Below are 12,761 nucleotides of genomic sequence, written 5' to 3' on the forward strand. Positions count from 1 at the left end.
GTTTCGGCCACCATGCGCGCGGCGGCCGCCCGCCGCGTCGGGCGATCGAGCAATGGCCTGGTTCACTTCTGCAAGAGCAAGCGCACCAGCTCGGCCTGTCGCTTCGACCCGGTCTTGTCGAAGATGTTCGACAAATGCGTTCGTGCCGTTCCGACGGTGATGCCGAGTCTATCAGCGGCGGCCTGACGGCCGTCGCCCTTGACGATTTCCAGCGCGAACGCGGCTTCCGCAGGCGTCAGGCCGAAACGTCGTTGCAGGCTGCTGAGGCGTGCCTGCATGTCGGTCTCGGGATCGGTCACCAGCACGATCGCGACAGGGCACCGCGAAACGGTCCAGGGCAGCGCGGCCATTGCTGTCTCCAGCGGCACCGGTGTCACGAGAACGTTAAGCGGTGGCCGGCCGGCGTGCCGCCGCAGCGTGAGTTCGCCGCCGGCACCGATAGCGGCGGCTGCCGCGCAGGACAATACCAGTTTCCGCAGCATCCGCCCGCCGTCCGCGTCGGATGCCGACAGACGACCGGCCTCGAGCCGTAGCCCATCGTCGGCGTCGAGAAGCGCATCCGCGATGCGGTTGGTGAACAGGGGCCTAGCCTCCGCATCGACAAGCAAGAAGCCCTGCTGCAATCTGTCAAAGCCGTCGAGCGCGCTCTCGCTGGCGAAGGTCAGCCGAAACAGGCGGCGCTGCAAAGCGACTGCGCGGACCAGATGTTGCGCAAGCGCGGCGAACAGGCGCTTCTGATCGACGTCGAATGGCGGCCGTCTGAGCGATCCGTGGCTCGTGAAGATTCCCGTCGCGCCATCGTCGACCAGCAGGTTGGTGGTCAGCGGCTCGGTGTCGTAACCGGCCGGAAGCCACCACTCCTGATAAAAATCCGTGTCCGTGAATTGGTCCCGCGTGATGAAGTTGCCGACGGTGAAAACCTTGCCCGGCGCCTGACCGATGCCGAGCGGCAGCAGCGGATTGCGCGGCGCCCAGTCCAGCAGGCGGTTGACCAGCACGGGATCGATGCGCGGTGCGAGCAGGTTCGAGAGCCCGGTCGCCGGATCGTAGACGCCGAAGATCACCTCCGGCCCGCCGACGGCATCACCGATCCGGTTGAGGACATCAGGCCAGCGCGCGGCGTCGAGTGCGGCATCGTAGATCGCGGCGACGAGATCGAGCACCCCGTCTTCGCCGGAAAGTGTGCCGCCAAGCATCGATCAGCCCCTGCCTGTTGCCAAATCTGACCCGGATGGCATTCGTGCCGCAAGCTCGATTTTGGGGCATCTCGCGCGTTGTTGCTGCAAAGCCTCACCTGGCGACATTCAGGTTGCAACGCAGTCTTTCCTCCCGGGCCTCCGACGAACGTCAGATGCGACCATCCCGCGGCTTGGTGAAGGTGCCGCAGCGGCAGTTCAATCGGCAGACTCGCGCCGTCCGTTTCTGGGGGCTCGCATGTACCGTCATCGGCGTCACAAAACCATCATCCCGCCGGTCGGCAGCCGGTCTCGCAAGGCCGGCTTGCTGACAAGCGACACGCTTGCCCGCGGTGTCGTCTGCCTGCTCGGCGCCAGCGCGATGCTCTATCCATCGGCGGCGCGCTCGGCGGACTATGCGGCCGGCGGCGGCGTCGTCAATGCACCGTCAGGGTTTGCGACGGCGGTCGGCTCCGGCGCGAGCACAACCGGCATATCTGCGACGGCCTACGGCTCAGGCAGTGCGGCGACCGGCGCCGATGCGACCGCGATCGGCCACGAAAGCTTGGCCACCGGCGTCGCTGCAAGCGCCTTCGGCACTTTTAGCACCGCCACCGGAGCCGCCGCGACGGCGATCGGCTCGGGCAGCTTCGCGAACGGCACGCAGGCGACCGCGACCGGTAACGACAGCCTGGCCACCGGCGCCAATGCAAGCGCCTACGGCACTTTTAGCACCGCCACCGGAGCCGCCGCGACGGCGACGGGCGTGGAGAGTACGGCGAACGGCACCAACGCGACGGCGACCGGTATGTTGAGCTCCGCGACGGGCACCAATGCAACCGCAACAGGCCAAAGCAGCATCGCCAATGGATTCGGTGCGACCGCGACCGGCGCAGGCAGCAACGCGATCGGTAACCTCGCAGCGGCGGCGGGCGCGGGCAGCAATGCGAACGGCGCGGAAGCGACCGCGACCGGCGCAAGCAGCAACGCGATCGGCACCTTCGCAACCGCGACAGGCCAAGGCAGCTTCGCCAACGGGTTCGGTGCAACCGCGACCGGCGCCGGCAGCATCGCCAATGGAGACCGGGCCACTGCGACCGGCGCGGGCAGCACCGCGACCGGCAATAACGCAAGCGCGTTGGGACGGTCCGCCACCGCGACCGGCGATTCCGCAACGGCTGTCGGCGCGGACAGCATCGCCAACGGCACGACCGCCAGCGCGTTCGGCCGAGGCAGCAACGCCACCGGGGTGGCGACGACCGCGATCGGACAGGCGAGCATCGCGAACGCCACCGGCGCGACCGCGGTCGGCGCCAGTTCAAAGGCGACCGCGTCCGGTGCGGTCGCGGTCGGTTACAATGCCGCTGCCACCGGCACCAATGCGATCGCGATCGGCAATGGCGCGGTCGCGACGGGTTCGATCGCGGTCGGCGCCGGCGCTTCGGCTTCCAATGGCGGCGCTGCGTTCGGTGACGGCGCTGTGGCGACGGGAACGAATTCGGCCGCCTTCGGCAGCAATGCGACGGCGACCTTCGCCAATTCGACCGCGATCGGCGCCGGTGCGGCGACGACGGCCGCCAACCAGATCGCGGTGGGCACCGCGTCCAGCACCTATCGCCTCTCGGGCATAACCTCGGCCGCGAGCCTCGCCGCGCAATCCGGACCGACCCAGGTCGTGACGACGGACGCCGCCGGGAATCTGGCGTCCGCCGGATTCAGCGGGCAGGATATTTCCACCCTGCAGTCCAACGTCTCGACGTTGCAGACGCAGATGCGACAGGCATTTGAGGGCACGGCGATCGCGATCGCCATGGGCGGCGCGGCGCTGCCGTCGGACAAGAGGTTTGCGATCTCGACCAATTGGGGCACGTTCCGCGGACAGAATGCCATGAGCCTCGGAGCGCAGATGCGGCTGAGCCAGTATGTCGTGCTCAATGGTGGCGTCGCCGCCGGTTTCGCGCAGGGCGGCGTCGGGGGACGGGCCGGAGTGACCGTTGCGTGGTGATCGGAAAGCAATCTGGCTGCTGGCTCTGGTAGCTGCGGGTGCGTTGCTGGCGGCGGCTGCCGCCTGTCACGCGGAAGCGCCTCCGCCGGCACCAAAGCCGGCCCAGATCGATCGCAACGGCGTGCTCATGCTGGTCCGCTCCTCGCTGCTCGCACTCGATCACGCCAACAAGACAGGCAACTACACGGTGCTGCGCGATATCGGCGCGCCGGGCTTTCAAATCAACTCGGCCGCCCGCCTCGGGGAGATCTTCGCCAAGCTGCGCAACGACAATCTCGACCTTTCCGGTGTCGCCGTGATCGATCCGCAGCTCAATCTGTTGCCGCAGATCGAGGCTAACGGACTGATGCATATGGCGGGCTTCTTTCCCTCGGTGCCGAACCAAGTCAATTTCGACCTGGCGTTCGCACCGGTGAACGGGCAGTGGCGGTTGTTCGGAATCTCGGTATCGATTGGACAGAGCGGGCCCACCGCGCCTGAGCCGCCGGCCGCGCAAAAACAGGCGCCCACAAACGGCGCCAGACCGGCGGCTGCAAAGTCTTCATCTGGCGGCAAGCTCGTGCCCGCGGAGAAGCCGGCCGATGTCCCGGCGCCGAAATAGACCGACACCGGCGATGGCCGTGCTGTATCCCGCGACCTGACCCAGCAGCACCTTTTCAGCGGCGACCTCGCCGAACGCCTGAAACTTCAGAGGGCGGACGCGAGTTGAACGCCCCGGCGGAGCGGTTTCATAAACGCTGCGTTTCCGGAATTGGACGATCCATGCACTTGCATCTTTCTTGGCGTGCCGGTAGGTGAAGTGGACCAGTCTTACGCGCAACCCGAGGGGAATTTTGTAATGGCCTATAACATCGTCACCATCGTCGGCAGCATCCGCAAGCAGAGCTTCTCGCTCAAGATCGCCAATGCGCTGGCCAAGCTCGCGCCGGCCTCGCTGAAGCTCGATGTGACGACCCTCGAGGGCATTTCCTTCTTCAACCAGGACCTCGAGGCGGCGCCGCCGGCGGATTGGCTGGCCTTTCGCGAGAAGCTGCAGAAGTCGAACGGCGTGCTGTTCGTGACCCCCGAATACAACCGCTCGGTCCCGGGCGTGCTGAAGAACGCGATCGACGTTGCCTCGCGGCCCTATGGCAAGAGCTCGTTCATCGGCAAGCCGGTCGGCATCATCTCCAACTCGCCGGGTCCGCTCGGCGGCGTCAGCGCGGCGAAGCACCTGCAGAACATCCTGCCGGGCATTTCCGGCCCGATCCTCGGTCAGCCGGAAACCTATCTCAACGGCGTCGGCGATGCCTTCGACGACAAGGGCGAACTGACCAAGGAAGCGCTCAAGACGGTGTTGCAGCAGTACCTCGCCGCCTTCGCCGCCTTCGTCGAAAAGCAGAACGGCTAACCCGGCGCCCCGTTCCGATTGAATCGGAGCGGGGCTCCAGGTTTGTTGTTCTGACGGGTTTTCTGCGCGCGAACCGCTATCGATCCCGGATCAAGTCCGGGACAGGCTTCGCTCGAAAACGCTCTGGTTTAGCACTCCGTTAACCGCATGGTCGCATCTTCGCGGCCATGGTTTCCCGCACACGCCTCAAATCGATTCTGACCGGGCTCGCCCTCTACACGCTGGCGGCGCTGATGGTCGGCTATTTCGGCGTCAACGCCTATACCGGCAAATACGGCCTGAACGCGCGGCAAGAGCTCGACCAGGAAATCATCGCGCTGACTTCGGAGCTGGCGCGCTTGAAGAAGGAACGAGCCGAGGGCGAGCAGCGGGTGTCGCTGCTGCGGTCGGATCGGGTCGATCCCGACATGCTGGACGAGCGTGCGCGCTTCCAGCTCGACTACGCCAATCCGCGCGATCTGGTTCGGATCAACAAGGCGAACTGACACCGGCAGTGATTTTTGGACAGCGTGTGTCCGAAATTAACTCGCGCCCGTTCTTCAAATTTCAAAATCGATCGATCAACATCACAAAAATGTCGCGCCGCGTTGCAGTGCGGCATAGCAAAATTCCATCCGGCGAATGCAATCCTTCCAAGGCGATTTGAGTTGGGTTAGAGAGGGTTCTTCGACTTCTCTCACCCGGAATTGCCATGGCCACACCCAAGAAAACCGTCGCAAAGGAATCAGGGCAGGAGAAGGCTGGCTCTCCGCCCGAATTCTCGAGGGAGCAGGAGCTGAAGGCTCTGCGGGACATGCTTCTGATCCGTCGCTTCGAGGAGAAGGCCGGTCAGCTCTACGGCATGGGTGCGATCGGCGGCTTTTGCCATCTCTATATTGGCCAGGAGGCCGTCGTGGTCGGCATGCAGATGGCGTTGAAGCCCGGCGACGAGGTCATAACCGGCTACCGCGACCACGGCCACATGCTGGCTTGCGACATGGAAGCCAAGGGCGTGATGGCGGAACTGACCGGACGCCGCGGCGGCTATTCCCGCGGCAAGGGCGGCTCCATGCACATGTTCAGCAAGGAGAAGCATTTCTACGGCGGTCACGGAATCGTGGGCGCACAGGTGTCGCTCGGCACCGGCCTTGCGTTCGCCAACCGCTATCGCGGCAACGATAACGTCAGCGTGACCTATTTCGGCGACGGCGCGGCCAACCAGGGCCAGGTCTACGAAAGCTTCAACATGGCGGAGCTGTGGAAGCTGCCGGTGATCTACGTCATCGAGAACAATCGCTACGCGATGGGCACCGCGGTGTCGCGCGCCTCGGCGCAGCAGGACTTCTCCAAGCGCGGCGTTTCGTTCAACATTCCCGGCAGGCAGGTCGACGGCATGGATGTACGCGCCGTGAAGGCCGCCGCCGATGAGGCCACGGCATGGTGCCGCGGCGGCAATGGTCCAATCATCCTCGAGATGCAGACCTACCGTTACCGCGGCCACTCGATGTCCGATCCGGCGAAGTACCGCACCCGCGAGGAGGTCGAGAAGGTTCGCCACGACCAGGACCCGATCGAGCAGGTGCGCAACCGCTTGCTGGCGGCAGGCGCGAGCGAGCAGGATTTGAAGGCGATCGATGCCGAGGTGCGCGAGATCGTCAACGCAGCCGCTGACTTCGCGCAGCACGATCCGGAGCCGGATCCGGCCGAGCTTTACACCGACATCTACCGCTGACCCCACCCGCGCAGAAGAATCTCAAGACCGATTTCGGGAGCTGATATGCCCATTCAAGTGCTGATGCCTGCGCTGTCGCCCACCATGGAGAAGGGCAACCTCGCCAAATGGCTGAAAAAGGAAGGCGAGACCATCAAATCCGGTGACGTCATCGCCGAGATCGAGACCGACAAGGCGACGATGGAGGTCGAGGCGACCGACGAGGGCACGCTCGGCAAGATCCTGATTCCGGAAGGCACCGCCGACGTTGCGGTGAACACGCCGATCGCCACCATCCTGGCCGACGGCGAAAGCGCCGCCGACCTCGCCAAGGCACCTGCCGCGCCGGCGCCGCAGCCAAAGGCCGCGGAGGCGCCTGCCGCGGAAGCCAAGGGGGATACAAAGGCGGAAGCGCCGCAGCCCGCGGCGAAGGCGCCGGCCGCGCCGGTCAGCGAAGCATTGCCCGACCCGGAAATTCCGGCGGGTACCGAGATGGTCACCCAGACCATTCGAGAGGCGCTGCGCGATGCGATGGCCGAGGAGATGCGGCGCGACGGCGACGTCTTCATCATGGGTGAGGAGGTCGCCGAGTATCAGGGCGCCTACAAGGTGACGCAGGGCCTGTTGCAGGAGTTCGGCGCCCGGCGCGTGATCGACACGCCGATCACCGAGCACGGCTTTGCCGGCGTCGGCGTCGGCGCGGCGATGGCCGGGCTGAAGCCGATCGTCGAGTTCATGACCTGGAACTTCGCGATGCAGGCGATCGATCAGATCATCAACTCCGCCGCCAAGACGCTGTATATGTCCGGTGGCCAGATGGGCTGCTCGATCGTGTTCCGCGGCCCGAACGGCGCCGCCGCGCGCGTCGCCGCCCAGCACAGCCAGGACTACGCCGCCTGGTACTCGCAGATCCCGGGCCTCAAGGTGATCGCGCCGTACTCGGCCGCCGACTACAAGGGCTTGCTCAAGGCCGCAATCCGCGATCCCAATCCGGTGGTCTTCCTCGAGAACGAGATGCTGTACGGCCACACCGGCGAGGTGCCGAAGCTGCCCGATTTCGTGGTGCCGATCGGCAAGGCGCGGATTGCGCGCGCCGGCAAGGACGTCACCATCGTCTCCTGGGCGATGGGCATGTCCTATGCGCTGAAGGCCGCCGATGAACTCGCCAAGGAAGGCATCGAGGCCGAGGTGATCGATCTCCGCACCATCCGTCCGATGGACACCGAGACGATCATCAACTCGGTGAAGAAGACCGGCCGTGCGGTGACGGTGGAGGAGGGCTGGCAGCAGAGCGGCGTCGGCTCCGAGGTCGCTTCGCGCATCATGGAGCACGCCTTCGACTATCTCGATGCGCCGGTCGCGCGCGTCTCGGGCAAGGATGTGCCGATGCCCTATGCCGCGAACCTCGAAAAGCTCGCTCTGCCCTCCGTCGCCGAGGTGGTCGCAGCCGCCAAGGCCGTGTCGTACCGGTAACGACGATGGCCGGTCCGAAGGAGCAGCCGCTGCCGCCCGACGTGATGGGCCGCGACGACGCCGTCGAGGTGCTGCGCGCCTTCGTCGTCGACGGCGGCCTGTCGATCGCGTTCCAGCGCGCCTTCGAGGAGCCGGACATGTGGGGGCTGATGCTCGTGGACATCGCCCGCCACGCTGCACGCGCCTATTCGCGCGAGAGCGAATACACCGAAGACGAGGCGCTCGCGCGCATCGTCGAGATGTTCGAAGCCGAAATCGCCCGGCCGACCGACATGGGCCAAACCAAACCGCGGTCGCAACAAGGTCACTGACAATGCCGATCAATATTCTCATGCCCGCGCTGTCGCCGACGATGGAAAAGGGCAACCTCGCCAAGTGGCTCAAGAAAGAGGGCGACAAGGTCAAGTCCGGCGACGTGATCGCGGAGATCGAGACCGACAAGGCGACGATGGAAGTCGAGGCGGTCGACGAAGGCACAATCGCCAAGATCCTGGTGCCCGAGGGCACCCAGGACGTGCCGGTCAACGACGTCATCGCCGTAATGGCAGGTGACGGCGAGGATGTGAAGGCGGCGGCCAGCGCCGGAGCGGGCGCTGCACCAGCCGCCAAGCCCGCCGAGGCTCCGAAGCCTGCCGCCCAGGCCGCGCCTGCCTCGGCTCCCGCACCGGCGGCTGCGCCCGCGCCGCAGCCGGCCGCAGCGCCCGCAGCCGCGCCGCAGGCTGCTGCACCGGCCGCGCAGGCCAATGGCCACGCTCGCGTGTTCTCCTCGCCGCTCGCGCGCCGGCTTGCGAAGGAAGCCGGCATCGATCTCGGCCGCATCACCGGCACCGGTCCGCACGGCCGCGTCATCGCGCGCGACGTCGACGACGCCAAGTCCGGCAAGGGCCTGAAGGCGCCGGCGGCTGCGCCGGCCGTCACAGGTCCCAGCATCGCACCGTCGATGTCCGACAAGCAGATCCTGGCGCTGTTCGAGCCGGGCTCCTACGAGGTCGTGCCGCATGACGGCATGCGCCGCACCATCGCGCAGCGTCTCACCGCTTCGGTGCAGAACGTCCCGCACTTCTACCTCACCATCGACTGCGACATCGGCAAGCTGCTCGCCGCGCGCGAGGAGATCAACGCCGCTGCGCAGAAGGACAAGGAGAAGAAGCCGCTCTACAAGATCTCGGTCAACGACTTCGTCATCAAGGCGATGGCGGTCGCGCTGCAGAAGATCCCGAACTGCAACGTCAGCTGGACCGAGGGCGGCATGCTCAAGCACAAGCATTCCGACGTCGGCGTCGCGGTGGCGATGCCGGGCGGCCTGATCACGCCGATCATCCGCAAGGCCGAGACCAAGACGCTCTCGACCATCTCCAACGAGATGAAGGATTTCGCCGCGCGCGCCCGTGCCCGCAAGCTGAAGCCTGAGGAATATCAGGGCGGCACCACCGCGGTGTCGAACCTCGGCATGTACGGCATCAACCACTTCACCGCCGTGATCAACCCGCCGCATGCCTCGATCCTTGCGGTCGGCACTTCGGAGGAACGTCCGGTGGTGCGTGGCGGCAAGATCGAGATCGCGCACATGATGAGCGTGACCCTGTCGTGCGATCACCGCGCGATCGACGGTGCGCTCGGCGCCGAGCTGATCGGCGCCTTCAAGCAGCTGATCGAGAATCCCGTGATGATGATGGTGTGACGGGCATCCGCCATGTACGCGATCTACGGTCCGTACGTCCTGCTCGCCGCCATCGCCGTCGCGTTGCTCTTCGCTGTCAACCGCGACCTGATATCGACGATCCAGTTCAGGATCATGATGATCGGCGCCGCTGTGCTGGCGCTGGCGTGGACCGTGTTCCTCGGTGCGGTATGGCAGGAGTACGGATAAATGGGCGGCACGGCTCGCACGCGCTGGCCCTGGATCTCGCTATTGCTGTCGGCCGCACTGGTGCTCAATCCGGTTGGACTGGATTTTCTGCACTCCGCGTTCTTCGCCGGCGAACAGCTGGCGCGGAACATCGCCCAGCCGATCGTGCTGACGGCCCTGGCCATCATGGCCGTGGTGATCGGGCTCGAATGGCTGGTCAGGTCGTTGATCGCAAGAAGCCGCGCGCGCGGCGTCACAAAATTGAGTTGAACGGGAGCCGCCATGGCCGACACATCCTTTGACGTCATCATCATCGGCTCCGGCCCCGGCGGCTACGTGACCGCGATCCGGGCCGCTCAGCTCGGCTTCAAGACTGCGATCGTGGAGAAATCCTATCTCGGCGGCATCTGCCTGAACTGGGGCTGCATCCCGACCAAAGCGCTGCTGCGCTCCGCCGAGATCTATCACTACATGCAGCACGCCAAGGATTACGGGCTGTCGGCCGACAACGTCTCGTTCGACCCGAAGGCGGTGGTGCAGCGCTCGCGCGGGGTCTCGAAGCGTCTCAACGACGGCGTCGGCTTCCTGATGAAGAAGAACAAGGTCACGGTGATCTGGGGCGATGCCACGATCGACGCGCCCGGCAAGATCACGGTGAAGAAGTCGGAGGTCGAGGCGCCGAAGGGCGCGAGCGGCGAGGGCGTCTATCAGGCCAAGCACATCATCGTGGCGACCGGCGCGCGGCCGCGCGTGCTGCCTGGGCTCGAGCCCGACAAGAAGCTGATCTGGACCTATTTCGAGGCGATGGTGCCGGAGCGGATGCCGAAGTCGCTGCTAGTGGTCGGCTCCGGCGCGATCGGCATCGAGTTCGCCTCGTTCTTCCACACCATGGGCTCTGACGTCACCGTGGTCGAGGTGCTGCCGCAGATCTTGCCCGTCGAGGACGCCGAGATCGCGGGGCTGGCGCGCAAGCGGTTCGAGAAGATGGGCATCAAGATCATGTCCTCGACCAAGGTGACAAAGCTGGAGAAGAAGGCCGACAGCGTGGTCGCGACCATCGACGACGGCAAGGGCCAGCCGCAGACCAAGGAATTCGAGCGCGTGATCTCGGCGGTCGGCGTGGTCGGCAACATCGAGAATCTCGGGCTGGAGAAGCTCGGCGTCAAAACCGACCGTGGCTGCATCGTGATCGACGGTCTCGGCAAGACCAACGTCCCCGGCATCTACGCGATCGGTGACGTCGCGGGACCGCCGATGCTCGCGCACAAGGCCGAGCATGAGGGCGTGATCTGCATCGAGGCGATCAAGGGCCTGCATCCGCATCCGATGGACAAGCTGCTGATCCCGGGCTGCACCTACTGCAACCCGCAGGTCGCCTCGGTCGGCCTCACCGAAGCCAAGGCCAAGGAAGGCGGCCGCGAGATCCGCGTCGGCCGCTTCCCGTTCGTCGGCAACGGCAAGGCGATCGCGCTCGGCGAGGACCAGGGCCTCGTCAAGGTGGTGTTCGACAAGAAGACCGGCCAGCTGCTCGGCGCGCACATGATCGGCGCCGAGGTCACCGAGCTGATCCAGGGCTATGTGGTGGCGATGAATCTGGAGACCACGGAGGAGGAATTGATGCACACCGTGTTCCCGCATCCGACTTTGTCGGAAATGATGAAGGAAGCCGTGCTCGACGCCTACGGGCGCGTGCTGAATATCTAGTCTCTGCTCCGTCATCCTGAGGCGCTCGCGCAGCGAGCCTCGAAGGATGCACGGCCCGGACCGAGCAGCGGGGCTCGTCGCCCTTCGAGACGCGCTTCGCGCTCCTCAGGGTGACGGGTCTGATATGAGTGAACCCAAGAACAAGAAAGAGCGCATCTCGTGAAAGACAACGACAACCTCACCATCGAACGCCCGACCTTTGTGACGCATCTCGAATGCGCGATGGAGGGCGACCACTACGCGGCCGACCAGGTGCACAACCTCTCGAAGGCCGGCAAGCCGCTGCTGGTGCGCTACGACCTTGCCGGCGTGAAGAAGGCGCTGACCAAGGACGCGCTGGCCGAGCGCCCCGCCGACCTGTGGCGCTACCGCGAGCTGTTGCCGGTGCGCAAGTGCAAGGACATCGTCAGTCTCGGTGAAGTCACGACGCCGCTGATCCGGCTGCCGAAGCTCGGTGCCAAGCTCGGCGGCGGCGAGATCATCGTCAAGGACGAGGGACGGCTGCCGACCGGCTCGTTCAAGGCGCGCGGCCTCGTGATGGCGGTGTCGATGGGCAAGGCGCTCGGCATCAAGCACATGGCGATGCCGACCAATGGCAACGCCGGCGCGGCGCTCGCGGCCTACGCCACCTCGTGCGGGATCAAGACCACGATCTTCTGCCCCGCGGATACGCCGGAGGTGAATGTCAGCGAGATCGAGCTGCAAGGCGCGACCGTCTATCGCGTCAACGGCTACATCGACGACTGCGGCAAGATCGTCGGCGAAGGAAAAGCAAAAGTCGGCTGGTTCGATACCTCGACCCTGAAGGAGCCGTACCGGATCGAGGGCAAGAAGACGATGGGGCTCGAGCTCGCCGAGCAGCTCGGCTGGGACGTGCCCGACGTGATCTTCTATCCGACCGGTGGCGGCACCGGCCTGATCGGCATGTGGAAGGCGTTCGACGAGCTCGAGAAGATCGGTTTCATCGGTTCGAAACGCCCGCGGATGGTCGCGGTGCAGGCCTCCGGCTGCGCGCCGATGGTGCGCGCCTATGAGGCCGGCTCCGAGCATGCGGCGCGCTGGGAGGACGCTCACACGATCGCCTCGGGCATCCGCGTGCCGCAGGCGATCGGCGACTTTCTGATCCTGCGCGCGGTGCGCGAGAGCAAGGGATTTGCCATCGCGGTCGACGACGACAAGATCACCACCGCCCTCGACGAGGTCGCGCGCGAGGAGGGACTGTTGCTGTGCCCCGAGGGGGCCGCGACCTATGCCGCCTACAAGCAGAGTCTTGCCGACGGCAGCGTCACCAAGGCCGACCGCGTGATGCTGTTCAATTGCGCCAGCGGCCTGAAATACCCGCTGCCGCCGGTGACCCGCACGCTCGACAGGCACAAGCCGATCGACTTCTCGCAGTTCTGACGCTGCTACTGCGTCGTCATTGCGAGCGTAGCGAAGCAATCCATTGCACCGCTTGCGCTGAAGCATGGATTGCT

At 65.5% G+C, this 12,761-nt stretch carries 13 protein-coding genes; 12 read left to right on the plus strand and 1 reads right to left on the minus strand.

The genetic code is table 11. From position 1 onward, the window contains the following. Positions 1–62: 62 nt before the first annotated feature. Entirely contained in the window at positions 63–1,196 is a 1,134-nt protein-coding gene (locus AAFG07_RS21140; RefSeq protein WP_342728923.1) for a helix-turn-helix transcriptional regulator, read from the minus strand. 238 nt (positions 1,197–1,434) lie between these two features. On the opposite strand from AAFG07_RS21140, the gene AAFG07_RS21145 reads away from it, so the two are divergent. The 12 genes from AAFG07_RS21145 (at position 1,435) to AAFG07_RS21200 (ending at position 12,687) form a co-directional block, all read left to right on the plus strand. Beyond that, positions 1,435–3,180, plus strand: a complete 1,746-nt coding sequence (locus tag AAFG07_RS21145) for a YadA-like family protein (RefSeq protein WP_342728925.1) — start codon at positions 1,435–1,437, stop codon at positions 3,178–3,180. Between the two features lie 43 nt (positions 3,181–3,223). After that, positions 3,224–3,781 carry a hypothetical protein gene (locus AAFG07_RS21150; protein WP_342729203.1) on the plus strand — a complete coding sequence of 186 codons (558 nt, stop codon included), beginning with the start codon at positions 3,224–3,226 and terminating at the stop codon, positions 3,779–3,781. 237 nt (positions 3,782–4,018) lie between these two features. Then, the gene (locus AAFG07_RS21155; RefSeq protein ID WP_229184050.1) at positions 4,019–4,570 is read left to right on the plus strand and encodes an NADPH-dependent FMN reductase; all 552 of its coding nucleotides are present in this window, start codon (positions 4,019–4,021) and stop codon (positions 4,568–4,570) included. A 167-nt stretch (positions 4,571–4,737) separates the two neighbouring features. Beyond that, positions 4,738–5,055 (plus strand): septum formation initiator family protein, encoded by a 318-nt coding sequence (locus AAFG07_RS21160; RefSeq protein WP_092114550.1) that lies wholly within the window; start codon positions 4,738–4,740, stop codon positions 5,053–5,055. A 206-nt stretch (positions 5,056–5,261) separates the two neighbouring features. Continuing rightward, the gene (pdhA, locus tag AAFG07_RS21165; protein WP_342728927.1) at positions 5,262–6,281 is read left to right on the plus strand and encodes a pyruvate dehydrogenase (acetyl-transferring) E1 component subunit alpha; all 1,020 of its coding nucleotides are present in this window, start codon (positions 5,262–5,264) and stop codon (positions 6,279–6,281) included. 45 nt (positions 6,282–6,326) lie between these two features. Then, positions 6,327–7,733: a pyruvate dehydrogenase complex E1 component subunit beta gene (locus AAFG07_RS21170; RefSeq protein ID WP_342728928.1), complete on the plus strand. Its 1,407-nt coding sequence runs from the start codon at positions 6,327–6,329 to the stop codon at positions 7,731–7,733. A gap of 5 nt (positions 7,734–7,738) precedes the next feature. After that, on the plus strand, positions 7,739–8,044 hold the full coding sequence (locus AAFG07_RS21175) for a DUF5076 domain-containing protein (RefSeq protein ID WP_021079261.1): 306 nt from the start codon (positions 7,739–7,741) through the stop codon (positions 8,042–8,044). 2 nt (positions 8,045–8,046) lie between these two features. Further along, positions 8,047–9,414 carry a pyruvate dehydrogenase complex dihydrolipoamide acetyltransferase gene (locus AAFG07_RS21180; RefSeq protein ID WP_342728929.1) on the plus strand — a complete coding sequence of 456 codons (1,368 nt, stop codon included), beginning with the start codon at positions 8,047–8,049 and terminating at the stop codon, positions 9,412–9,414. 12 nt (positions 9,415–9,426) lie between these two features. After that, entirely contained in the window at positions 9,427–9,603 is a 177-nt protein-coding gene (locus tag AAFG07_RS21185) for a hypothetical protein (RefSeq protein WP_171947596.1), read from the plus strand. Further along, a complete protein-coding gene (locus AAFG07_RS21190) occupies positions 9,604–9,852 on the plus strand; it encodes a hypothetical protein (protein ID WP_342728930.1) in 249 nt (82 codons plus the stop codon). Between the two features lie 12 nt (positions 9,853–9,864). Continuing rightward, on the plus strand, positions 9,865–11,286 hold the full coding sequence (gene lpdA / locus AAFG07_RS21195; protein ID WP_342728931.1) for a dihydrolipoyl dehydrogenase: 1,422 nt from the start codon (positions 9,865–9,867) through the stop codon (positions 11,284–11,286). Between the two features lie 159 nt (positions 11,287–11,445). Next, complete coding sequence (locus tag AAFG07_RS21200) at positions 11,446–12,687, plus strand: threonine synthase (RefSeq protein ID WP_342728932.1); 1,242 nt, start codon at positions 11,446–11,448, stop codon at positions 12,685–12,687. Positions 12,688–12,761 lie beyond the last annotated feature (74 nt).

The sequence above is a fragment of the Bradyrhizobium sp. B097 genome (assembly GCF_038957035.1).
GTDB lineage: Bacteria > Pseudomonadota > Alphaproteobacteria > Rhizobiales > Xanthobacteraceae > Bradyrhizobium.

Coding starts and splice junctions, on each gene's coding strand:
- AAFG07_RS21140 (WP_342728923.1), bottom strand. CDS start 1,196: ATGCTTGGCGGCACACTTTCCGGCGAAGACGGGGTGCTCGATCTCGTC.
- AAFG07_RS21145 (WP_342728925.1), top strand. CDS start 1,435: ATGTACCGTCATCGGCGTCACAAAACCATCATCCCGCCGGTCGGCAGC.
- AAFG07_RS21155 (WP_229184050.1), top strand. CDS start 4,019: ATGGCCTATAACATCGTCACCATCGTCGGCAGCATCCGCAAGCAGAGC.
- AAFG07_RS21160 (WP_092114550.1), top strand. CDS start 4,738: ATGGTTTCCCGCACACGCCTCAAATCGATTCTGACCGGGCTCGCCCTC.
- pdhA (WP_342728927.1), top strand. CDS start 5,262: ATGGCCACACCCAAGAAAACCGTCGCAAAGGAATCAGGGCAGGAGAAG.
- AAFG07_RS21170 (WP_342728928.1), top strand. CDS start 6,327: ATGCCCATTCAAGTGCTGATGCCTGCGCTGTCGCCCACCATGGAGAAG.
- AAFG07_RS21175 (WP_021079261.1), top strand. CDS start 7,739: ATGGCCGGTCCGAAGGAGCAGCCGCTGCCGCCCGACGTGATGGGCCGC.
- AAFG07_RS21180 (WP_342728929.1), top strand. CDS start 8,047: ATGCCGATCAATATTCTCATGCCCGCGCTGTCGCCGACGATGGAAAAG.
- AAFG07_RS21185 (WP_171947596.1), top strand. CDS start 9,427: ATGTACGCGATCTACGGTCCGTACGTCCTGCTCGCCGCCATCGCCGTC.
- AAFG07_RS21190 (WP_342728930.1), top strand. CDS start 9,604: ATGGGCGGCACGGCTCGCACGCGCTGGCCCTGGATCTCGCTATTGCTG.
- lpdA (WP_342728931.1), top strand. CDS start 9,865: ATGGCCGACACATCCTTTGACGTCATCATCATCGGCTCCGGCCCCGGC.